Raw genomic sequence first — 21,955 nt, forward strand, 5'->3', positions numbered from 1 at the left:
GCCTCACCTAAGTTCAATGCTCATGCATCCGATCCACGACATCGTCGGCATCGGGTTCGGTCCCTCGAACCTGGCGCTCGCCATCGCTCTCACCGAGCACGACGAGCAGGCCGAAACCCCTGTCACCGCGGTGTTTCTCGAACGCCAGGAGGCGTTCGGCTGGCATCGGGGCATGCTGCTCGGCGACGCCACCATGCAGGTGTCGTTCCTCAAGGACCTGGTCACCATGCGGAACCCGGCCAGCCGCTTCTCGTTCCTCTGCTACCTGCGGGATCGCGGCCGGCTCGTCGACTTCGTCAACCACAAGAACCTGTTCCCGCTGCGCGTCGAGTTCCACGACTACTTCGAGTGGGCGGCGGCGCAGGTCGACGACATGGTGGCCTACGGCACCGAAGCCGTTGGCGTGGAAGCGATCCAGGACGACCTGTTCGAGGTGACCACCTCCACCGGAGACGTGTACCACGCACGCAACCTCGTCTTCGCGACCGGACTGCGGCCCACCGTGCCGGACGGCGTCGAGCTGTCGGACCGCGTGTGGCACAACAGCCAGTTCCTGCACCGCATCGGTGAGCTGGAGAACCCGAAGCGCTGCGTCGTCGTCGGCGCCGGGCAGAGCGCCGCCGAGGCCGTGGCGTACCTGCACCGCGAGTTCCCGGACACCGAGGTGTGCTCGGTGTTCTCCCGCTATGGCTACTCCCCCGCGGACGACAGTTCGTTCGCGAACCGCATCTTCGACCCCGAGGCCGTCGACCACTACTACGACGCCCCGGACGCCGTGAAGCAACGGCTGATGGACTACCACCGCAACACCAACTACTCCGTGGTCGACGTCGACCTCATCGCGCAGCTCTACCGCACCGTGTACCAGGAGAAGGTCCTCGGCAGGCAACGCCTGCGGATGATGAACCTGACCAGGCTGGTCGCGGTCGAGGAGACCTCGACGAGCACGCGAGCGGTGATCCAGTCGCTGGTCACCGGCGAGCAGGAGCTCCTGGACACCGACCTCGTGCTGCTCGCGACCGGGTACGACGAGGCCGCGCCGGTCCTCGGTTCGCTCGACGAGGCCTGCGCACGCGACGAGCAGGGCCGTCTGGTCGTGGGACGCGACTACCGCGTGCGGTCGTCGTTGCGCGGCGGCATCTACCTGCAGGGCGGCACCGAGCACTCGCACGGCATCACGTCGTCGCTCCTGTCCAACGTCGCGGTGCGTTCGGGTGAGATCCTGGCTTCCGTGCTGACCAACACTCCTGTGCCGGTCCTCGCGACCGCGTGAAACTCGACCTGAAGCTGACGGGCTGCCGGGCCGTCACGATGGACCCGGCGCACCCGGCCGCGCACACGATCGGCATCTGGCAGGGCCGCATCGCCGGGCTGGACGACCAGGTCGCGGACCTGCCCGCCACCGAGACCGCCGACCTCGGCAACGCCGTGGTGCTGCCGGGTTTCATCGACGCGCACACGCACCTCGCGTGGAACGGCCGCCGCAGCCGCACCGTGGATGTGACGGGCCTGACCACGGTCGCCCAGGTCCTCGAACGACTCGCGAACGCGCCGGGCGAGGGCTGGATCGAGGCGTCCGGCTACGACCGGCGGATCATGGACCGGCCGCTCACCGCCGCCGACCTGGACCCGGTCACCGGTGACCGGCCGCTCTACGTCGCGGACATCTCGGGGCACGCGTGCGTGGTGAACTCCGCGGTGCTGCGGCAGCTTCCGGAGATCACCAGTGACGGCTGGCTGACCGAGAACGACCAGCTGGCCGCGCGGTCGTTGCGGCTGCCGTACTCGCTCGACGAGATCACCGCCGAGCTGCACGAGAGCGCGCGGCAGGTGCTGGCCGAGGGCGTGACGATGTGCGCGGAGGCGGGCATCGGCGCGGGCCTGATCGCGAGCAGCCCACTCGAAGCGGCCGCGTACCAGCGCGCCCGGCTGCCGATCCGCGTGCAGCTCATGGTGTCCGCGTACGTGCTGCACGACGTCGCCGCCGACCCGGCGGACGGCATCGCTCGGGCGATCGACCTGGGCCTGCACACCGGGTTCGGCGACGACATGCTGTCGATCGGCGCGATGAAGCTGTGGACCGACGGCGGCATGATCGCGCGCACGGCCGCGTTGTCCGAGCCCTACGCCGGCACCGGCAACTCGGGTCAGCTCGCGGAGTCCGAGGAGTTCATGCGGGCGGCGATCGTCGACGGCCACAACGCGGGATGGCAGCTCGCGATCCACGCGATCGGTGACCGCGCGATCGACTTCACGCTGGACGCGGTGGCGCAAGCACAACGGCAACGTCCGCGCGCCGACGCCCGGCACCGCATCGAGCACTGCGGTCTCGTCCGCCCGGACCAGCTCGACCGGATCGCCGCCCTCGGCCTGATCCCCGTGGTGCAGCCGACGTTTCTCTGGTCGTACGGCGACGACTACAGCGAGATCATGGGCCCGCAACGGGCACCCTGGATGTACCGAGGCCGGTCGTTCCTCGACCGCGGGATCACCGTCGCGGGCAGCTCGGACCGCCCGGTCGCGGACGGATCCCCGTTGCGCGCCATCGAGTTCATGGTGCGGCGGCGTTCCTCAGGCGGCCGCGCGGTGGGTCCGGGCGAGGCGATCACCGTCGAGGAGGCGCTCCACGCGTACACGCTCGGCAGCGCCTACGCGTGCCGCAAGGAGCACGTGCTGGGCAGCCTCACGCCGGGTAAGCTCGCGGACCTCGTGGTGCTCGGCGCCGACCCGCGCACGAGCGACGCGATCGCGGACATCCCCGTGCTGGCCACCATGGTCGGCGGCACCCTCACGACTCAGCGATCTTCTTGATCGCCGCGAGCCGCCGATCCCACTGCGAGGCGAGCGAGGCCATCCACGTGGCGGTGGCGTCCAGCGCACCGGACCGGACGGAGAAGTTGTTCTCCCGCCCGGCCCGTTCGGACGCCACGAGCTCGGCCTTCTCCAGCACTCCCAGGTGCTTCACGATCGCCTGACGGCTCACCGGTAACTCGGTCGCGAGCGCCGACGCCGAGATCGGCCCCTTCGCCGCCACGAGATCGAGCACCCGCCGCCGCATCGGATCAGCGAGCGCGGCCAGCACGTCGTCGACCTGACTCACTTCTCCAGGTACTCCCGCAGCTCGTCGAGTTCGTGGCCCCAGCCGCCGACGTTGCCGGACGCGTAGCGCTCCTGCTCCTCCGGCGGCAGGTCGAGAGAGGTGAACCCGCTCTCCACGACCTGCAGCAACGTGCCGCCCTCCGCGGGCGTGAGCGTGAACTCGACCAGCGTCGCGTTGCCGGGCACCGGATCCGGCCCCAGCGGACCCGACCAGCGCCACGAGAAGAACGACTCGGGCTCGACCTTCTCGATGATCGCACGCCCGGTGCCGTGTTCGGCCCACGTCAGCGTGACCTCACCACCAGGCGCGAGCTCCGACATGCTCGCCCCGGCGTCGCCGAACCACGTCCCGAGGTGCCCGGCCGAGGTCAACGCGGCCCAGACGCGCTGCGGCGACGCGTTGATCAGCACATCGCGTTCGATCCGGTCCACACCCCACCTCCTGCAACCCGGCGGTTGCAGGAAAGCCTACTGCAGGTGGAACGTGGTGGCCAGCGTCGTGAGCCGGTCGGTGATGTCCGCGTAGGCGTTCGTGCGCCGAACCCAGTTCTGGCACCCGCTCGACGCCGACGGAGGCGTCCCGAGCGGCGACACCGCGTCCGTCACCCCGTACTCCAGCCGATAGGCGAGCACGGCGATCGCCGACTCGAGCCAGAACGACGGATCCGGCGTGGGGATCTCGCCGAGCCCGACCCGGAACCACACGGGCATCCGCGCGTACTGCCCGAGCGCCTCGGAAATCCGCCGAGCAGCGGCTTCCTTGATCTCCCCGCGAGCCTTGTCCCCAGCCAGCACGGCCTCGGTCCGCCACTCCTCCGCCATGGCGTCCTCGTCGGCCTCCAACCGCGCCGCGGCTCTCTTCGCGCTCGCCTCGTTGGCGTTGATCAACCACTCCATCTGCCGCACCTCGTGCGACAGCGCGTCCCGCTCGAACCGCGGCACCCGCCCACCGTCCAGCTTGGACCGTGCCTCGTCCCGCCGAACCTTGAGCCCGTCGAACTCGAGCACCTCCTGGTTGAGCTCGACCCGAGCCGGATCCGCCAGGATCTCCTGCTCGGCGTCCCAGGCCCTGCGCAACGCCTCGACCAACGGCGCGACATCACCGGCCACCGCGTCCAGATCGACCAGCGGCCCGTCCCCGGCCCCCGACAGCCGCCTCTCCAGCACGGTCAGCCGGGCGGTGACGCGTTCCAGCCCCGCCGCCAGCTGGCCGACGTGACTGATCAACGTGGCGACCTGCGGCTCGACCACGTCAAGCCGTTCCTTCTCAGTGGGCACGCGCCCAGCGAACCGGACACCACACCCCAGGCCAAGGCACCGATCACCAAATGCACGCATTTGGGGGCCAGACTTCCGCCCACCAGTGGCACCCACCCCTCACGCACCGTCACCACAGTGAGTGGACAGCGTCAAAACGAGGTATTACTAGTAGATGGCGACCTCCGTTACTGAGACCGAGCGCAAGTACGAGGCACCATCGGACGCGAGCCTGCCGGACCTCACGGACATCACGGGTGTGGCAACGGGCCCGGAGGAGTTCGACCTGGCCGCCACGTACTACGACACCGACGACTACCGCCTGGCCCGAGCAGGCGTGACCCTCCGCCGCCGCGTGGGCGGCGAAGACGAGGGCTGGCACCTCAAACTCCCCGCAGGCGAAGACTCCCGCCAGGAAGTCCGGGTCCCCCTCGGCCGCGCCGTGAAGCAGCCCCCGAAGGACCTCTCGTCCTTGGTCCGAGCCCACACCCGAGGCTCCACCCTCGCCCCGGTCGCCGAAATCCACACCAACCGCCGTCGCTGGCAACTGACCAACGGCAACGGCGAACTCCTCGCCGAAGTCGTCGACGACGTGGTGACCGCCCAGACCATGGGCTCCTCAACCACCACCACCTCGTGGCGCGAGATCGAGGTGGAACTGGGCGAAGGCGGCGACCGCGCCCTTCTCGACACAGTCGAACGCCACCTGGGCGACGCGGGCATCCACCCGTCGTCCTCAAAATCCAAGCTCTCCCAGGTGATCGGCGTGAAACGAGACCCGATCCCCAGCCTCGGCAAAAAGCCCACAGCAGGCGAGGTGGTCCTCGCCTACCTCCACGAACAGCGCGCCGCCCTGCAGAACCAGGATCCCCGAGTCCGCCGCAACGAGCCTGACGCCGTCCACCAGATGCGAGTGGCCACGCGCCGCATGCGCTCCGCCCTCCAGGCTTTCGGCAAGATCGTCGACCGCGAGTCCACCCGCACCATGACCGACGAACTCAAGTGGCTGGCCACCGTCCTGGGCACGTCCCGAGACCTGGAAGTCCTCCGCTCCCGCTTCGAAAACGCCCTCCACGCCCTCCCGCCAGAACTGGTCCTGGGCGACGTGGCGGCCCGCCTGACCCGACACTTCGCCCCACTGGAAGCCAAGGCGCACAACGACTCCATCGCCGCCCTGGACGGCAGGCGCTACATCGCGCTGCTCAACTCCATCGACACGTTGCTGGCGACCCCACCTCTCACCAAACTGGCCTCCGGCAAGGCAAAGGACGTCCTGCCCGCCCTCGTGGAAAAGGCCCACCACCGCCTCGACGTCCGCATCAAAGCCGCCCTGGCAACGCAAAACAGCGACGAACCGCTCCACGAGGCCCGCAAGGCCGCCAAACGTCTGCGCTACAGCGCCGAGGTGGCCGAGCCCGCACTCGGCAAGCACGCCAAGGCACTCCGCAAGCGAGCCAAGGAAGTCCAAACACTCCTCGGCGAACACCAGGACTCGGTGGTGGCGCGCCCCGTCCTGCTCACTCTGGGCCGGGGCGACGAGAACGGCTTCACCTTCGGCCTGCTGTACGGCCAAGAGGTGGAGCTGGCGCACAAAACCGAGGCAGCACTCCCGGCGTTGTGGCAGAAGCTGACCAAGGAACACCTCTAACGCGCAGTTGGCGAGCGGCGGGGCCGAAGGAGCCGAATCACCCGATACCGGGCCTGGTCCGGGTGGGCCCCGTCACGCCCCACCCGAACGCGACCACCTACGGACGACCAACCGGCAGACGCCGACGCAACCGGGGGACGACCCACGAAACCGCCGCGCACCCCAGAGCAGCCCCATTGGTCTAAACCTTGACACCCACCCCAACCGCCTGAAACCGTAACGATTCGCCGCCACCAAGGTCCCCCCGCACTTGGAGGATTGGCGTGAAATCAATCAGAGCGCAAGCAGCACTCACAGCGCTGGCGATCGCCGCTTCAGGAGTCCTGGTGGCCGGAACAGCAGAAGCCGCAACCTCCCTGCAGGAACTGGTCCCCCAGCCGGCCCAGCTGCAACCGAGATCAGACTCCTTCACGCTCTCCGCAGACGCCAAGATCCAACTGGCCACCGAAGACGCCCGCAAACCGGCCGAACTCCTGGCAGGCATCCTGCGCCGCTCAACAGGATTCCCACTCCCGATCACCACGGGAGTAACGGGCGACGGCGTAGTCCTCCTCAACGGCGCCGACCCGAAAACCGGCCAGGAGGGCTACCAGCTGGACGTGACCCCGAACCAGGTCATCATCCGAGCCAACACCACAGCGGGCCACTTCAACGGCATCCAAACGCTCCGCCAACTGCTCCCCCCGAAAGCGGAGGCGAAGACAAAGCAGCCGGCCCCGTGGACGGTCCCCGGCGCCAGCATCCTGGACTACCCGAGGTACCACCACCGAGGCGCCATGCTGGACGTGAGCAGGCACTTCTTCACCCCGGACCAGGTGAAGCGCTACATCGACCAGATAGCGGCGTTCAAAATCAACTACTTTCACCTCCACCTCAGCGACGACCAGGGCTGGCGCCTGGAGATCAAGAGCTGGCCCGACCTGACCAAGATCGGTGGCAGCACGGAGGTGGGCGGCCGCAAGGGCAGCCTCTTCTACACCCAGGACCAGTACAAGGACCTGGTCGCGTACGCGGCGAACCGGGGCATCACGGTGATCCCCGAGTTCGACATGCCGGGTCACACCAACGCCGCGCAGGCGAGTTACGGCGAACTGAACTGCGACGGCAAGAAGCGGCCGCTCTACACGGGCACGGACGTGGGCTTCTCCTCCCTCTGCATCAGCAAGGAGATCACGTACAAGTTCATCGACGACGTGGTCAGGGAGGTCAGCGCGATCACGCCGGGCCAGTACTTCCACATCGGCGGTGACGAGGCCCTGAGCACGCCCGACGCCGACTACGTCAAGTTCATGAACCGCGTCCTGCCGATCGTGAAGAAGTACGGCAAGACCACCACGGGCTGGCACGAGTTCATCAAGACCACCAAGGACACCGCGCTGGTCCCGCAGTTCTGGGGCACCACGACGTCCGACGCGAACGTGGCCGCGGCGGCGCAGCGCGGCAACAAGATCCTGATGTCGCCCGCGAACCGGCTCTACCTCGACATGAAGTACAACAAGAACACCAAGCTGGGCCTGGACTGGGCGGGCTACGTCGAGGTCGAGGACGCCTACAACTGGAACCCCGGCGCCTACCTGAGCGGCGTGACCGAAGCAAGTGTCCGTGGCGTGGAAGCTCCACTGTGGACGGAGACCATCCGGACGAACGCCGACATCGAGCAGATGGCGTTCCCGCGGCTCCCGGTGGCGGCCGAGCTCGGCTGGGCACCGGCGAGCGTCCACGGCTGGGACCGCTTCGCGCCACGGCTCGGTGCGCAGGCGCCGCGGTGGAAGGTCCAGGGCGTCAACTACTACGCGAGCAGCCAGGTGCCCTGGAAGAAGTAGACCCTAGAAGTAGCCCTGCGCGCGGTCGGAGTAGCTGACCAGCAGGTGCTTCACGCGGCGGTACTCGGCGAGCGTCGCGGCGCTCGCCGAGTGCGCGTAGTAGTTGTTGACCCACACCCGCTCGGCGGTGAGCTCCTGGCCGATGTTGTGTGCCAGGGCGAAGTTGCGGCACCAGATGCCGGCGCCGAGCTGGGCGGTGGCCTCGTTGGCGATCTTGACCGCGTCGTCGCGGTCGTCGAACCTCGTCACCGAGACGATCGGGCCGAGGACCTCGTCGGCGAACACGGCGGAGCGGTGGTCGCCCTCGAAGATCGTGGGCTGGACGTAGTGGCCGGAGGCCTCGCCGCCGGTCACCAGCCGCGCGCCCTCGGCCTTGCCGCGCTCGATGTAGGCGAGGACGCGGTCGCGCTGCCGCAGCGACACCACCGCGCCGACCATCGTGTCCGTGTCGAGCGGGTCGCCCGATCTGAGCTGCTCGGTGCGCTGGGTCGCGAGGTGCAGCAGCTCCTCGTAGACGCCGGTCTGGATCAGCGCGCGGGACGGGGCCGTGGAGACCTCGCCCTGGTTGGCCGCGAACATCGCGAAGCCCTCGAGGGCCTTGTCGAGGAAGTTGTCGCGTTGCGCGGCCACGTCGGCGAAGAAGATGTTCGGGCAGCGGCCCGCCACGACCGGATGATCTTCTGATCCGGTGACCACGTTCACCACACCGGGTGGCAGCAGGTCTGCGATGACGTCGAGCAGGACGTGGATCGACGCGGGCGTCTGCAGTGCGGGCTCCAGCACCACGGCGTTGCCCGCGGCGAGTGCGGGGGCGAGCACGCGGCCCGCGTTCATCAGCGGGAACGTCCACGACAGCCGTTCGTGCACCACGCCGAGCGGCTGGAACGAGCGGTAGTCACAGGTGTCGAGGCCGAGCTGCTCGACCTCGCCGGCCTCGGTGCGGATGACGGCGGCGAACTGGCGGAACTGCTCGATCAGCAGCGGGACGTCGGCGACCAGGGCCTCGCGCACCGGCTTGCCGTTGTCCCACGTCTCGGCGACCGCGAGCTCGGTGGCGTGCTCCTCCACCCGGTCCGCGATCTCGCCCAGGACCGTGGCGCGCTCTCGTGCCGTGGTGCGTCCCCACGACCGTGCGGCCCCGCTGGCCGCGTGCAGCGCACGTGCCCGGTCGGCGTCGGTACCGCGGGCGACCTCCGTGAACACCTCACCCGTCACCGGCGTGACGTTCTCGACGTACTCGCCGGAGACGGGCGGCACGTGGTCGCCGCCGATGAAGTGGTCGTACCTCGGCCGGTACGCGACCACGCTGCCGGGCTGACCCGGTGCCGCGTACTGCGTCATTCTCGACTCCTGTGAACGAACGGCCCGCTGAACCGTTGAAGTGCGGAAGGTGAGAAAGTAAGCAGCAGAACGTTGCATGCTCGTTGCAAGCCGTGGATGGACCAGTGACCCAGGACCCCGTGCAACACGCACTGTTGCTGAGTCGCGTCAGAGATGCCGTGTTGAGTGGTACTCGCACGCTCAATTCGCCACGCTCGGTGATTTCCGCGTCGTGGCAACGGTCACTCGCCGCCAACGTCGATCCCGACCTGCACACCGCGCCCACCGTGTTCGCCGCCGACGAGCTTCCCGGCCTGCGCGAACGGCATCCGCTGCACCCGAGCCTGCCGGTGCTGCGCGAGACCCTGCTCGGTTTCGCCGAGGAGGCGGGCCACATCATGATCGTCGCGGACGCGCAGGGCCACATCCTGTGGTGCGAGGGCGCCAGCGACACCCGCGCGAGCGCCGAGCACGTCGGCCTCGCCGAAGGAACACGCTGGTCAGAGGACGCCGCGGGCACGAACGGCATGGGCACCGCGCTCGCTACGAACTCGGCCGTCACGGTCCACTCCGCCGAGCACCTGGTGCGGACGTACCACCGCTGGACGTGCGCGGCGAGCCCGATCCGCGACCCGGACACCGGCACGACGATCGGGGTCGTCGACCTCAGCGGCCCGATCCGGACGGTCCACCCCTCGATGGTGGCGCTCGTGTCCGCGTCGGCCAGGCTCGCCGAGTCGGAGATGCTCGCCAGGATGCACGCGCAGGACGACGAGCTGCGGGCGCGCAACATGCGGCACCTGATCGCGTTGCGCGGCGAGCCCGGCGCGCTGCTCAGCCCCACCGGCCGGGTCGTGGCCGTTGAGCCGTACGGACTGCTGCCCGCCCGCGTCGACGTCTCCAGCGACCGGGTGCGGCTGCCGGACGGCCGCGAGGCGCTGCTGGAGCCGCTCGCCCAGGGCTACCTGCTGAGGGTGCCGAGGCAGCGGCACGTGCGGCGCTCGGTGCTGTCGCTGTCGTTCCTGCTGCAGGAGCCGAAGGTCGTACTGGACGGGCGTGAGGTGCCGATCTCGTTACGGCACGCGGAGATCCTGTGCGCGCTCGCGTTACACGGGCGGCTGTCGGCCGACCAGCTGGCGTTGCGGCTCTACGGCGAGCGCGGCAACCCCACTACCGTGCGCGCCGAGCTGCACAGGCTGCGGGCGCAGCTGGGCGCCGACGTGCTCACGACCAGGCCGTACGGGCTGACCGCGGACGTCGAGGCGGACTTCCTCTCCGTACGCGCGGCGCTCAAGGCAGGCGACGTCAAGCTGGCCGCATCCCGGTACCGCGGCGCGCTGCTCCCCCGGTCCGAGGCGCCGTTCGTGCTGGCGGAGCGCGACGAGCTGGCGAGCGGTGTGCGCAAGGCGATCCTGTCGCGCGGCGACGCGAACGCGCTGTGGACGTTCACCCAGACCGACTCGGGCGAACACGACTGGGAAGCGCTGGAACAGCTGGTCAGGCTGCTGCCGGCGAACGACGTGCGCGCCGCGATCGCGACCGCCCGGATGCGGAGACTCAGTCAGGAGGATTGACAAGAGTCTCACCAACTGAATATCTTCCCAACTAAGAGACTTAGTGGGGAGGATTCTCATGCGCGTACTTATCATCGGAGCAGGGACCGGTGGCCTGTGCCTGGCGCACGGGTTGAAGAAGGCCGGCGTGGACGTGGCGCTGTTCGAGCGCGACCGCACGCCGCGCAGCATGCTGATCGGCTACCGGGTCGGGATCAGCCCGGACGGCAGCAAGGCGCTGCACAACTGCCTGCCGGCGGACGTGTTCGCCGAGTTCGTCCGCACGACGGCCCGGCCGGCCACGCGGATCAACATGCGGACGGAGAAGTACAAGGAGCTGCTGGTCGCCGACATCCCGCAGGCCCGCAACCCGGCCCACCGCGAGAACTCGGTCAGCCGGATCGCGATGCGGACGGCGCTGCTGAACGGCCTGGAGGACGTCGTCCGGTTCGACAAGAAGTTCACGCACTTCAGCCGCAACGACGACGGCTCGGTCACCGCCTTCTTCGACGACGGCACGTCCGAGACCGGTGACGTGCTGGTGGGCGCGGACGGCGCGCAGTCCAAGGTGCGCAAGCAGTACCTGCCGCACGCGAAGGTCGTGGACACCGGTATCACGACGATCGCGGCCAAGCTGCCGTTGACGCCGGAGAACGTGAAGCTGCTGCCGCCGCAGGCCGACGGCGCCGTCACGCTGCTCTACGGGCCGAAGGGCGCGTTCGTGATCATCCACGTGATGCGGTTCGATCGCCAGGAAAATGATGACAGTGGTGTGGAGGACGACTACATCATGTGGGGCTACGCGGCCTCGCACGACAAGTTCCCGGACCTGAAGGGCATGGACGGGGAGCAGCTCAAGCAGGTCGTGCTGGACATGACGCCGAAGTTCCACCCGAACCTGCGCGAGCTCTTCCGGCTCGGCAACCCCGAGACGGCGTTCCAGATCAAGGTCCGCACGTCGGAGCCGATGGCGCCGTGGGAGTCGAGCAACGTCACGCTGATCGGCGACTCGGTGCACCTGATGACGCCGGGCCGCGGCATCGGGGCGAACACGGCACTGCGGGACGCCGAACTGCTGTGCCGCAAGCTCACCGAGGCCCACCACGGCAAGAACCTCGTGCAGGCGATCTCCGAGTACGAGAAGGAGATGATCAGGTACGGGTTCGAGGCGGTGCAGTCGTCACGTGAGCAGATGGACGGCAACGGCGCCATCCACAAGCCCGTCATCGGACGGGTCGTGCTGGCGTTCCTCCGCACGTTCCTGCGGGTCACGAACGCGCTGCCGCCGCTCAAGCGCCGCATGATGGCCAGGGACATGGCCGAACGTGATCACGTAGATTCAGCCCATGAGGTGGTTCACGCCGGGTGAGGTGGTCGTGCGGCGGGAGGTGCTGCACGGCAAGGTCTGGTCCGAGATGCCGACGCGGGTGGTCGTCGACGAGCCGGGCCTGCTCGCGGTCTTCGTGGAACCGGGCACCCGGCTCACCTACCCCGACCACCACCACCCGCACCCGTGGGACAAGCCCGATCGCGGGTTCTGGCGCGGTCACGGCAAGCTCATGCTGCACCGGCCCCAGGACGCCTACTCGGTCGACCTGTTCTGGAAGGGCGACGACCGGGTCTTCGGCAACTACTACCTGAACCTGCAGGCTCCCTACCGCCGCACGTCCGACGGTTTCGAGACGCTCGACCACGCGCTGGACTACACGATGGCGGGGGACGGCACATGGGAGCAGCGCGACCTCGACGAGTTCGAGGAGCAGGTCGCGTCCGGCAAGTACTCGGCGGAGGAAGCCGAGGCGATCCGGGCGGAGGGCCACAAGATCGAGAAGATGCTGGCGTCCGGCGAGATCTGGTGGGACACGGCCTGGGCGGACTGGCACCCTCCCGCGGAGTGGCGGTGAAGGTCCGGCCGCTCACCTTCGACGCTCTCGTCTCCGAGATCGTCGGCAGGGTGTCCGCCCTGCCGGGCCGGGTGCGGGTGCTGATCGACGGAGCACCCGCGGCCGAGCCGGGCAAGCTCGCCGACGCCGTCGTGGAACCGTTGCGCGCCTTGGGCCGCGCGGTGCAGCGAGTGTCCACTGAGGACTTCCTGCGACCGGCGTCGGTGCGGTTGGAACACGGCCGCACCGACCCGTACTCCTACCGGCACGACTGGTTCGATTTCAACGGACTGCAACGAGAGGTCCTCGACCCGGCGATGGACGGCAAGGTGCTGCCGTCGCTGTGGAACGCGGCCACCGACCGGGCCAGCCGAGCCGAGTACGTGGACCTGCCGGAGAACGGCGTGGTGATCGTCGACGGCACGTTGCTGCTGGACCGCTGGCTTCCAGCCGAACTGACCGTGCACCTGTGGCTCTCCCCCGGCGCCCTCAGGCGCAAGACCGCGGAGCAGTGGACGCTGCCGGCGTTCGACGACTACGAGCCGGTGGCGGACCTCTTCGTGCGCTACGACCACCCCGATCGGCCAGGTCTGGTCGAGTCGTGAACCACCGCTTTTGATGAACCACTCTCGCTGCCGCGGACATAGACGGGCTGAGAGGAGGGTCCGTGACCGACGAAGAACTCTACGTCAGGCTTTACGACGAAGCAGGCGGCGTTCTGGAGACGGCCCCCATTCCCGTCAAGTACAGGTAGTCTGCAAGGCATGTGGCGGCCGGAGACCAAGAATCGCGCGCTCTTGACGCTCGCGGTCTTCCTGCCCGCCCTCTACGCCTTCACGCTGTTCTCCTCGCCGACCGAGGTCGTCGCGGCCGTGACCGCGCTCGCCCTCGCGTTGATCGTGATCGTCTCGCTGGTGCCGCTGTCGGTGGCACCAGCGCGGTCGCTCTCCCTCCGCGAACGAGCGCAACGATCCGCCCAACTGCGGCTGCGAAACCCTGACGCCGCAGGCAGGCCCCGTCCTCGAGCACCGGGATGCCGGACGTTCTGACACGTCCTGAGCAATCCCCAACTCGATACGGAGAAACAACCCTTGTTCGCTGACCTGGGCGCTGCCCTGGCGAGCTTCGGCATGCCCGCGCTCGCCATCGTTCTGTTCACCATGGCGGTGCGGCTGATGCTGCACCCGCTCTACCGCGCGGCCGTCCGCGGCGAGAAGGCCAAGGCCAAGCTCGCCCCGGAGATCCAGAAGCTGCAGAAGAAGTACGGCAAGGACCTGATGCGGCTCTCGGAGGAGTCGCAGAAGGTCTACAAGCGCAACGGCGTCTCGATGTTCGCGGGCATGCTGCCGATGCTCGCGACGATGCCGTTCTTCATGGTCATGTACCAGGTCGTCACGACCCCCAACCCCCTCCTGGAGGGGACGATTTTCGGGGTTTCGCTGAGTGCTCATTTCATGAGCAGTTTCGCCTGGGTGTTCTTCGTGCTGTTCGGGCTGCTCGCCGTGGTGGCCTATCTGACCGTGAAGTGGCAGCAGTCGCGGATGACCACCACGCCGACGCCGGGGTTCATGACCGGGCTGATCAAGGTGCTGCCGTTCGGGACGATCCTGGTCGCGGCATACCTGCCGCTGGCAGCAGGGCTGTACCTGCTCACCACGACGACGTGGACGATCGCGGAACGGGCGCTGCTCTACCGCATCCTCAGCTGAAGCTGGGCGATGAGCCGGACGAGCGGGTCGTCGAGGTCGAGGTCGATGCGTTTGAGCCGGTACCGCAACGTGTTGGGGTGGACGTGCAGCCGTTCCGCTGCGGCTCGCACGTCGCCCAGCGCGTCCAGGTAGGCCAGCAACGACTTGGCGAGCTCCGGGTCGAGCGCGTCGATCCGGGGATCGCGGATCCGGGGATTGTCCTGCAGCAGAGCGAGAATCTCGCTCACCAGCACCTGTGAGCGGACGTCGGCGAGCGTCGCCACCTCGGCGTCGAGGTCGCGCGCCATCGCGTCGAGCACGCGTTCGGCTTCCTGCCGGGAGATCTGCGCGTCGTCCAATGTGGACACCGTGGAGCCGACCGCGGCCTGGACGGACGTGTGCAGGTGCCGTCGCGCCGTGGTGACGATTTCCCGCGTCAGGTTCAGGAGTTGGGCGTTCGGGGCGAGGTCCGGGAGCAGCACGTAGGTGCGGCCGCCGGACTCGCTGACCAGAGCGCTGCGCCGGTACGCCGCCGCGTGCACGGAGATCAGGCCGGTCATCTCGGCGCGGCGGAGTTCGTGTTCGCTGCGGTCGCCCTCGCCGCCGCGGAGTGCGAAAACCACGACCGCGGCGGGCTTTTTCGGGTCGGCGCCGATCTGGCCGGCGACGGTGGCGGCGTCCATCCGGCCGGTCAGCAGCGCGGCGAGGAGGTTCTCGCGGAACCTCGACGTGGGTTGGTTGCGCTGCTGGATGAGGTGCGGCGCGGTGACGCGGGCCGCGCCGAGCAGCGCCCGTTCCGCCTGCTCGGTCAGCGGCTGGTCGCCCTCCTGCACCCAGATCGTGCCCAGGGGCTGCGAGCCCGCGTGGATGCCGACGGCGATGCGGCGACGGATGCCGAGCTCAGGGCGTTCGTCGATCCGCACGACCTCTTCTGACGACCGCAGCAGGTTGTAGACGCCCCACTCGCGCAGCATCTTCAGGTACGGCTCCGGACCCTGACGCCCGAGGATGGAGAGCCGGCGCAGTTCGTCGACCTCGTCGGACGAGCGGGAGTAGGCCAGCACACGGCTCGCGGTGTCCTCGATGCTGACGATGCCACCGGTCAGGGTCGCAATCGTTTGCGCGAGGGCGAACAGGTCGCCGAGCACCTCGCCGTCGTCGGTCGTGGTCGTCAGCACGCCCTTGGCGAGTGACTCCAGGTGCCCCCAGCGGACCTCGGGCCGGACCTCCAGCAACGCCACGCCCGCGTCGATCGCGGCCTGTTCGAGAGCCTGGGACGACTCCTTGACCGCGACAGCGGCGGCTTTCGCCCGTCCAGCGGCCCTGATGAGGGGCAGCGCGGCGCGGCCACGAGCGCCGATCACCAACGCCAGGTCTCCGGCGGCCACGTCCGGCGGGTCGTCCGGATCCATGATCACGACATCGCGCACGTCGACTTCCAGGCCGTCGGGGGCGACCTGCAGTTCGACGAGTGGATCTCCGAGTGCGATGAGGATGTGGCGTAGGCTCATGGTTGTCCGATCGTACATCTGACCTGGTGAATCTTGGCCGGTTGCACAAGTTGGACGAGGTCGCTCGGTCTTACGGTTTGGGCACCCAGAACGGAAGAGGAGTTGCCGAGTGGACGCTGTCACCCAGGTTCCCGCCCCGGTCAACGAGCCGGTCCTGCAGTACGCCCCCGGTACCCCGGAGCGCGCGGAACTGCAGGCCAAGCTGGCGGAGCTGCAGAAGGAGCCGCTCGAGCTGACGCTGACCATCGGCGGCGAGCAGCGCATGGGTGGCGGACAGCGCTTCGACGTCGTCCAGCCGCACAACCACCGCTCGGTCCTCGGCACCCTCGCGGGCGCGACCCAGCAGGACGCCCAGGACGCCCTGCGTGCGGCCCGTGAGGCCGCCCCGGCGTGGCGCGCGATGTCGTTCGACGACCGCGCGGCCATCCTGCTGCGTGCCGCCGACCTGCTCGCCGGTCCGTGGCGGCAGACGCTCAACGCCGCGACGATGCTCGGCCAGTCGAAGACCGCGATCCAGGCCGAGATCGACTCCGCGTGCGAGCTGATCGACTTCTGGCGCTTCAACGTGCAGTTCGCCCGCAACCTGCTGGCCGAGCAGCCGATCTCCTCCCCCGGCGTGTGGAACCGCACGGACCACCGTCCGCTCGAGGGCTTCGTCTACGCCATCACGCCGTTCAACTTCACCGCGATCGCCGGCAACCTGCCGACCGCGCCCGCGCTGATGGGCAACGTCGTGCTGTGGAAGCCGTCGCCGACCCAGTCGTTCGCCGCGCACCTCACCATGCGGCTGCTGGAAGAGGCGGGCATGCCCCCCGGCGTGATCAACCTGCTGCCCGGTGACGGCCTGGCCGTGTCCGAGGTGGCGCTGAGCTCCCCCGACCTCGCGGGCATCCACTTCACCGGCTCCACCGCGACGTTCCAGAAGCTGTGGGCCCAGGTGGGCGCGAACATCGCGAACTACCGCTCGTACCCGCGGATCGTCGGCGAGACCGGCGGCAAGGACTTCGTGCTGGCGCACCCGTCGGCCGATCCGGACGTGCTGCGCGTCGCGCTGATCCGCGGTGCGTTCGAGTACCAGGGCCAGAAGTGCTCCGCCGCGTCGCGTGCCTACGTGCCGCGGTCGGTGTGGAACAAGATCAAGGACCAGTTCCTGGCCGAGGTCGAGGCGCTCACCTACGGCGACGTCACCGACTTCGCCAACTTCGGTGGCGCGGTGATCGACCGCCGTTCGTTCGACAAGCTGTCGGGCGTGCTGCAGGCCGCCCGCGCGGACTCGACCCTGGAGATCGCCGCCGGTGGCACCGCGGACGACTCGGACGGCTTCTTCGTGCGCCCGACCGTGCTGCTCGGCTCTGACCCGTCGAACTCCGTGTTCACCACCGAGTTCTTCGGCCCGGTGCTCGCGGTCCACGTGTTCGAGGACGCCGACTACCTGACCGTGCTCAAGCAGATGGAGAGCGCGGCGCCGTACGGCCTCACCGGCTCGATCATCGCCCGCGACCGCACCGCAGTGGCGCACGCGATGGAGGAGCTGCGGTTCGCCGCCGGCAACTTCTACGTCAACGACAAGCCGACCGGTGCCGTCGTGGGCCAGCAGCCGTTCGGTGGTGGCCGTGCGTCCGGCACGAACGACAAGGCCGGTTCGGTGCACAACCTGCTCCGCTGGGTCAGCCCGCGCTCCATCAAGGAGACCTTCGCGGCGCCGACCAACCACCTCCACCCGCACCAGGGGCTCTGATGTTGCGCAACAGCCTTCTCCTGGCGTCGCGTTCGAAGGGCGCCCGCAAGCTCGTCGAGTCGACGCCGCTGACCCGGCCCGTCGTCGAGCGGTTCGTCGCCGGTGACGACGTCTCCTCGGCAATCCGTGCGACGGCTGAAGTTCTGCGCGACGGCCGCCTCGTGACGCTGGACCACCTCGGTGAGGACACCGTCGAGGAGTCGCAGGCCAACGACACCGTCGAGGCGTACCTGACGCTGCTCGCCCGGCTGGAGTCGCACGGCCTGACCGACGGCGCCGAGGTGTCGGTGAAGCTGTCCGCCGTCGGCCAGTCGCTGCCGGTGGACGGCGAGAAGATCGCGCTGGAGAACGCCCGGCGGATCTGCTCGGCCGCGGCCGTCGTCGGCACCACCGTGACGCTCGACATGGAGGACCACACCACCACGGACTCCACGCTGGGCATCCTGCGTGAGCTGCGGGTGGACTTCCCGTGGGTCGGCGCGGTGCTGCAGGCGTACCTCAAGCGCACCGAGCAGGACTGCCGCGACCTCGCGTACTCCGGCTCGCGGGTGCGGCTGTGCAAGGGCGCCTACCAGGAGCCCGCTTCCGTGGCGTACCAGGACAAGCACGACGTCGACCTGTCGTACGTGCGGTGCCTGAAGATCCTCATGGAGGGGCAGGGCTACCCGATGGTGGCCTCGCACGACCCGCGCCTGATCGCGATCGCCGCCGACCTGGCGTCCGCGCGGTCGAAGGACTCCTACGAGTTCCAGATGCTGTACGGCATCCGGCCCGAGGAGCAGCGGCGGATCGCGTCCGAGGGCAACCGCATGCGCGTGTACGTGCCGTACGGCGACGAGTGGTACGGGTACTTCATGCGTCGGCTGGCGGAACGTCCTGCCAACGTGGCGTTCTTCCTGCGGTCGCTGCTCACGACGAGCTGAGCGCCTCGACCGTCTCGAGGGCGAACTCCAGCTTCACCGGCTCACCCACCTCCCGCATGATCTTCACCGCGCGGTGGGTGAGCCGGAGTGCTTTCTCCTGCTCGTGTTTCGTCTCCGCGCAGAGCCGGGCGTAGATCGTGAGCGCGTCGGCGTACCCGGCCTCCCGGTCGAGGTCCTTGCCCGTCAGGTGCCACAGGACGACGGCAGTGTGCGCGGTGTTGCGGGCCTCCACGCGTCGTTCCGCGCCGCGGAGTTTGCAGGCGTGCTGCTGCAGTGCCCCGATGTAGGCCCCCGCTCCGGCCGGCGACTTGTCCTTCAACGCACGGCAGATGTCGAGTACCAGCTCGGACGCCTCCAGCGCGTGCCCGTGATACTCCATTTCGGACAATGCGGCGGTCATGGGCTGCATGGCGACGGCGAGTTCGGCGCCGAAGAAGTCGACGAGCTGGGACGGCAACCGCCGCACGATGTCGAACACCTCGGCCGCACTGGTCAGCGCCCTGTCCGCCTGGTCGCCGATGAGCTGCTGCTCGGCCATCGTCGCCAGGGCGATCGCGAGGTCGACCTGGTGCCAGACGGTGTTCTCGGCCGCCAGTTCCCGGTACACCTGGGCGGCTTCCTCAGCCGCGAGGAGCGCGGTGTCGAAGTCGAATGCGACCTTGACGACGTTGAGCAGCGCCGTGCCGAGACCGTTGCGGTCGCCGGTCTCCCGCCACAGCATCACGGCTTCCTGCGCGGTCAGTTTGGCATCCGGATCCTCGCACAGGTCACGCAACGCCTGGCTGTGCCGCATCAGCGCGTCCGCGAGCTCCGGCAGGAACGTCTGCGGGTTCACCACGGCGAGCCGGCGGAAGACCTCGACGGCCTCCTCGAGGGTTTCGTTGGCCGCCTCCGCCCTGCCCAGTTCGACGAGCATCGTGCCCGCCGCGGCGAGGTTGCGGGCCAGTTCCGGTTCGTAGCGCGGGTCTTCGCGAGAGAGGATGCGCCAGTTCGCGATCGACAGCTGCATGGAGTCGGCGGCGTAGGTGTTCTCGCCCTCCGCGTGGTAGCGCCGGGCGACGGTGGCGGCGACCCTGGCGAAGTCGACCCGGAACAACGCCGGGTGCACCTTCGCGAGCTCCTGGTACATCAGCGTGGCGCGGCTGATGGCGTCCATCGACGCCTCCGGCATGCCGAGCGTCTGGTAGCGGTAGCTGATCTGCTCCAGCGCCGACGCGAGCTGCGGGGTGGACTCCGGGTCGTCGATCGCGATCTCGTGCCACAGCCGGATGGCTTCCTCGGAGACCTGCAGGACCTCTTCGTTGCGGTGCACGGCGAGCAGCCGCATGCCCAGGTCTCCCAGCGAGTCCGCGAGCAGCGGCCGGTTCTCGCGGTCCTGTTCGACGAGCTCGAGGTAGCACCCGACCTCCTGCTTCGAGGCCTCGACGGCTTCCTCGCGCAGGCCGCACACGGCGCAGCGGGCGCTGAGCATCCCGTACATCTCGGCGCGTTCGAGGGTGTCCTGGGCGCGGCCGATGAGGCGGCTCGTGAGCAGGGACGGGATCGAGTCGGTGGCGAACCGCTCGTCTCGGAAGACCTGGCGGGCGATGTGCTCCAGCGTCGCGAAGGACCCGATCTCGGCGGCGATGCGGAGGCTGTCGCGTGCCATGCCGAGCACGATCTCCGGGGTGGCGGCGATGATCTCGTCGAGCTTGGGGCGAAGGTGCGGCCAGCGCTGCGCGGCACGGGCGAGCAGGTCCGGGTCTGGGACCTCCGGGGTGGCGACGGCCAGGTAGTCCTCGGCCAGGCGGCCCGTTCTCGGCCCGTCGTCGCGGTGGAGGAGCTGACGGACGAGCTGGGTGCGGTTCACGTCGCACGGGTCGCCGTGGACCGCGGTCAGGGCTGCCAGGTGCAGGTCGAGAACCGTCTCCCCGGCGATGTTGGGCGGTGGTTCGTCCGGTGCGGTGACGTTGAGCTGCTTCGCGAAGTGCTGGCAGGCCAGGGTGAACGACTCGGTGCGGTCGTCGAGGGTCGGGCTGAGCGCGGAGTCGGTGACCTCGTGGTCGAAGTCCGCGATGCGCTGACGGGTGGAGGACCACCACCAGCCCGTGGTCCTGCCCGCCAGCAACACTCGCGTGCGCGCCGGTCCGTGCCGGAGCGTGTCCTGCAGTTGCTCGGAGATGTCGGTCCAGGTGAGGCGGTCGGCGTCGTCGATCAGCAGCAGCCTGCCGTGCTCCTCGTCGTCCCAGTGCTCGGCCTGGAAGTGCCGCAGGAGCCTCGTCTTGCCCGCGCCGGCCGGTGCGTGCAGCAGCAGAGACGCCTGGGGCGCAGGGCTGTCCCGCCACCGCGTGAGTGCCCGCAGTTCGGATACTCTGCCGTGAAAGGGGACCACCTGATGGGTGGGATCCAGCAGTGCGGCGACGCTGAGTGCTCGGTCCACAGCCTCATAGTCGGCCGATGGTCAGGCCAGGGGTAGGAAGACCACACCATCGTGGAGTTTTCCCGTTTTCCTTCACTCCTTTGCTGACTGGCTTGAAGATCCTCCAACGGTTAGGGCCGACGCGCGAGATGGTGGCGGTAACTTTCGTACTCACCGACGAACTTCGGACGGATGCGGGCGAGTTCCAGCACCCTGGACAGGGCGTCGCGGTGCCCGACGAAGTCGGCGCCGGCGTAGTGGGCGCCACCGATGCCGCCGATGATGCGGGCCCGCAACGGCATCTGCTTGCGGGCGTACTCGCGCCGGAAGAAGCTGCCGGGAGCCATGCGCCGGCGGATCGCGCTCTTCACGTTCTCGGTGACGTCGCGCTCGTGGATCCACTCGAAATCGGTGATCTCCCGCTGGAGCGTGCCGAACCGAGCGGACGACCTCGGGTCGAACACGTCGATCAGCGAGAAGTGGCCGCCTGGCTTGAGGACGCGGGCGACCTCGCGGAAGAACCGCTCGACGTCCGGGTAGTTGTGCGAGCTCTCGACGTTGATGACGAGGTCGAACTCACCGTCGCCGAACGGCAGCCGCTCGGCGTCGCCCTCGACGTAGCTCAGCCGGTCGCCACGGGCGAGCAGCGCGTTGGCCCTGCGGATGGCGGCGGCGGAGATGTCGAGGCCGACCGCTCGGGCGGGGTCGACGAGGCGGGTGAGGAAGTTGAGGCCCTCGCCCATGCCGCAGCCGACCTCGAGCACGGTGAGACCCTTGAAGTCGTTTTTCGAGTACGGCAACCCGCGCAGGGTTTGGAAGTAGAGCTGCTCCGAGAAACCGTCGCTGACCCCCGCGTTGAAATTCGGGCAGAGATCGGTCAGCTCGTCGAGCACATTCGGGCAATGCATGCCCCAGTTCCAGAAGTCGCCGGTCCGCGACCACGACGCCACATCGTCGTAGATCGCCGAAACGGCCCCTTTGAGCTGGTCAGCGTCGGGAATGCCGGCGTTGAGGTCGCGCAGCCCTGTCGCCGCGTTGCCGTTGGCCATGAGAGTTCTCCAAGGTGAGCGTTCCTTTGGTTTCACACTGTGGCAGCGCCTCCACCGGGAGGTGT

Annotated in this window: 19 protein-coding genes; 12 read left to right on the forward strand and 7 right to left on the reverse strand. The window is 68.7% G+C overall.

Going from position 1 to position 21,955, the window contains the following annotated elements:
• Positions 1-16 precede the first annotated feature (16 nt).
• Together JOD27_RS21750 and JOD27_RS21755 are read left to right on the forward strand one after the other, a co-directional pair.
• Positions 17-1,273 (forward strand): lysine N(6)-hydroxylase/L-ornithine N(5)-oxygenase family protein, encoded by a 1,257-nt coding sequence (locus tag JOD27_RS21750; protein ID WP_204764107.1) that lies wholly within the window; start codon positions 17-19, stop codon positions 1,271-1,273.
• On the forward strand, positions 1,270-2,811 hold the full coding sequence (locus tag JOD27_RS21755; protein ID WP_204764108.1) for an amidohydrolase: 1,542 nt from the start codon (positions 1,270-1,272) through the stop codon (positions 2,809-2,811). The genes JOD27_RS21750 and JOD27_RS21755 overlap by 4 nt, the downstream gene beginning before the upstream one ends.
• Here the strand turns inward: JOD27_RS21755 and JOD27_RS21760 are convergent.
• The 3 genes from JOD27_RS21760 to JOD27_RS21770 are packed head-to-tail and all read right to left on the reverse strand — an operon-like array spanning position 2,789 to position 4,377.
• Positions 2,789-3,100, reverse strand: a complete 312-nt coding sequence (locus JOD27_RS21760) for an ArsR/SmtB family transcription factor (protein ID WP_307830253.1) — start codon at positions 3,098-3,100, stop codon at positions 2,789-2,791. The two genes, JOD27_RS21755 and JOD27_RS21760, sit on opposite strands and share 23 nt — an antisense overlap.
• On the reverse strand, positions 3,097-3,531 hold the full coding sequence (locus JOD27_RS21765) for an SRPBCC family protein (protein WP_204764109.1): 435 nt from the start codon (positions 3,529-3,531) through the stop codon (positions 3,097-3,099). The genes JOD27_RS21760 and JOD27_RS21765 overlap by 4 nt, the downstream gene beginning before the upstream one ends.
• A 36-nt stretch (positions 3,532-3,567) precedes the next feature.
• The gene (locus JOD27_RS21770) at positions 3,568-4,377 is read right to left on the reverse strand and encodes a hypothetical protein (protein WP_204764110.1); all 810 of its coding nucleotides are present in this window, start codon (positions 4,375-4,377) and stop codon (positions 3,568-3,570) included.
• Between the two features lie 154 nt (positions 4,378-4,531).
• Here JOD27_RS21770 and JOD27_RS21775 point away from each other — a divergent pair, with 154 nt between their 5' ends.
• Positions 4,532-6,004, forward strand: coding sequence for a CYTH and CHAD domain-containing protein (locus tag JOD27_RS21775; protein WP_204764111.1), 1,473 nt, complete (start codon positions 4,532-4,534; stop codon positions 6,002-6,004).
• Positions 6,005-6,267: 263 nt separating this feature from the next.
• Positions 6,268-7,827: a beta-N-acetylhexosaminidase gene (locus tag JOD27_RS21780; RefSeq protein WP_204764112.1), complete on the forward strand. Its 1,560-nt coding sequence runs from the start codon at positions 6,268-6,270 to the stop codon at positions 7,825-7,827.
• Positions 7,828-7,830: 3 nt separating this feature from the next.
• On the opposite strand, the gene JOD27_RS21785 is transcribed toward JOD27_RS21780, so the two are convergent.
• Complete coding sequence (locus JOD27_RS21785; RefSeq protein WP_204764113.1) at positions 7,831-9,168, reverse strand: aldehyde dehydrogenase family protein; 1,338 nt, start codon at positions 9,166-9,168, stop codon at positions 7,831-7,833.
• Positions 9,169-9,326: 158 nt separating this feature from the next.
• On the opposite strand from JOD27_RS21785, the gene JOD27_RS21790 reads away from it, so the two are divergent.
• The 6 genes from JOD27_RS21790 to JOD27_RS21815 all read left to right on the forward strand — a co-directional run bounded on the left by JOD27_RS21790 (position 9,327) and on the right by JOD27_RS21815 (position 14,292).
• Positions 9,327-10,721, forward strand: a complete 1,395-nt coding sequence (locus JOD27_RS21790; RefSeq protein ID WP_504739942.1) for a GAF domain-containing protein — start codon at positions 9,327-9,329, stop codon at positions 10,719-10,721.
• Positions 10,722-10,779: 58 nt separating this feature from the next.
• Positions 10,780-12,069, forward strand: a complete 1,290-nt coding sequence (locus tag JOD27_RS21795; RefSeq protein ID WP_204764115.1) for an FAD-dependent oxidoreductase — start codon at positions 10,780-10,782, stop codon at positions 12,067-12,069.
• Entirely contained in the window at positions 12,047-12,604 is a 558-nt protein-coding gene (locus JOD27_RS21800; protein WP_204764116.1) for a ribonuclease FAU-1 family protein, read from the forward strand. The genes JOD27_RS21795 and JOD27_RS21800 overlap by 23 nt, the downstream gene beginning before the upstream one ends.
• Positions 12,601-13,188 carry a nucleoside/nucleotide kinase family protein gene (locus JOD27_RS21805; RefSeq protein WP_204764562.1) on the forward strand — a complete coding sequence of 196 codons (588 nt, stop codon included), beginning with the start codon at positions 12,601-12,603 and terminating at the stop codon, positions 13,186-13,188. The genes JOD27_RS21800 and JOD27_RS21805 overlap by 4 nt, the downstream gene beginning before the upstream one ends.
• Positions 13,189-13,347: 159 nt before the next feature.
• Positions 13,348-13,632 carry a DUF6412 domain-containing protein gene (locus JOD27_RS21810; RefSeq protein WP_204764117.1) on the forward strand — a complete coding sequence of 95 codons (285 nt, stop codon included), beginning with the start codon at positions 13,348-13,350 and terminating at the stop codon, positions 13,630-13,632.
• A gap of 42 nt (positions 13,633-13,674) precedes the next feature.
• On the forward strand, positions 13,675-14,292 hold the full coding sequence (locus JOD27_RS21815) for a YidC/Oxa1 family membrane protein insertase (RefSeq protein WP_204764118.1): 618 nt from the start codon (positions 13,675-13,677) through the stop codon (positions 14,290-14,292).
• On the opposite strand, the gene JOD27_RS21820 is transcribed toward JOD27_RS21815, so the two are convergent.
• A complete protein-coding gene (locus JOD27_RS21820) occupies positions 14,274-15,782 on the reverse strand; it encodes a PucR family transcriptional regulator (protein ID WP_204764119.1) in 1,509 nt (502 codons plus the stop codon). The genes JOD27_RS21815 and JOD27_RS21820 overlap by 19 nt on opposite strands.
• Before the next feature lie 109 nt (positions 15,783-15,891).
• On the opposite strand from JOD27_RS21820, the gene pruA reads away from it, so the two are divergent.
• Entirely contained in the window at positions 15,892-17,520 is a 1,629-nt protein-coding gene (gene pruA, locus JOD27_RS21825) for an L-glutamate gamma-semialdehyde dehydrogenase (protein ID WP_204764120.1), read from the forward strand.
• Positions 17,520-18,443, forward strand: coding sequence for a proline dehydrogenase family protein (locus JOD27_RS21830; RefSeq protein WP_204764121.1), 924 nt, complete (start codon positions 17,520-17,522; stop codon positions 18,441-18,443). Before pruA ends, JOD27_RS21830 begins: the two co-directional genes overlap by 1 nt.
• On the opposite strand, the gene JOD27_RS21835 is transcribed toward JOD27_RS21830, so the two are convergent.
• Together JOD27_RS21835 and JOD27_RS21840 are read right to left on the reverse strand one after the other, a co-directional pair.
• Complete coding sequence (locus JOD27_RS21835; protein ID WP_204764122.1) at positions 18,430-20,862, reverse strand: hypothetical protein; 2,433 nt, start codon at positions 20,860-20,862, stop codon at positions 18,430-18,432. The genes JOD27_RS21830 and JOD27_RS21835 overlap by 14 nt on opposite strands.
• Positions 20,863-20,972: 110 nt before the next feature.
• Positions 20,973-21,890: a class I SAM-dependent methyltransferase gene (locus JOD27_RS21840; protein WP_204764123.1), complete on the reverse strand. Its 918-nt coding sequence runs from the start codon at positions 21,888-21,890 to the stop codon at positions 20,973-20,975.
• Positions 21,891-21,955 lie beyond the last annotated feature (65 nt).

It is taken from the genome of Lentzea nigeriaca, from assembly GCF_016907955.1.
Taxonomy (GTDB): domain Bacteria; phylum Actinomycetota; class Actinomycetes; order Mycobacteriales; family Pseudonocardiaceae; genus Lentzea; species Lentzea nigeriaca.

Excerpts from the sequence above, each read along its gene's own strand:
- JOD27_RS21750 (WP_204764107.1), top strand. The coding sequence starts at position 17 with ATGCTCATGCATCCGATCCACGACATCGTCGGCATCGGGTTCGGTCCC.
- JOD27_RS21775 (WP_204764111.1), top strand. The coding sequence starts at position 4,532 with ATGGCGACCTCCGTTACTGAGACCGAGCGCAAGTACGAGGCACCATCG.
- JOD27_RS21785 (WP_204764113.1), bottom strand. The coding sequence starts at position 9,168 with ATGACGCAGTACGCGGCACCGGGTCAGCCCGGCAGCGTGGTCGCGTAC.
- JOD27_RS21795 (WP_204764115.1), top strand. The coding sequence starts at position 10,780 with ATGCGCGTACTTATCATCGGAGCAGGGACCGGTGGCCTGTGCCTGGCG.
- JOD27_RS21800 (WP_204764116.1), top strand. The coding sequence starts at position 12,047 with ATGAGGTGGTTCACGCCGGGTGAGGTGGTCGTGCGGCGGGAGGTGCTG.
- JOD27_RS21810 (WP_204764117.1), top strand. The coding sequence starts at position 13,348 with ATGTGGCGGCCGGAGACCAAGAATCGCGCGCTCTTGACGCTCGCGGTC.
- JOD27_RS21820 (WP_204764119.1), bottom strand. The coding sequence starts at position 15,782 with ATGAGCCTACGCCACATCCTCATCGCACTCGGAGATCCACTCGTCGAA.
- JOD27_RS21830 (WP_204764121.1), top strand. The coding sequence starts at position 17,520 with ATGTTGCGCAACAGCCTTCTCCTGGCGTCGCGTTCGAAGGGCGCCCGC.
- JOD27_RS21840 (WP_204764123.1), bottom strand. The coding sequence starts at position 21,890 with ATGGCCAACGGCAACGCGGCGACAGGGCTGCGCGACCTCAACGCCGGC.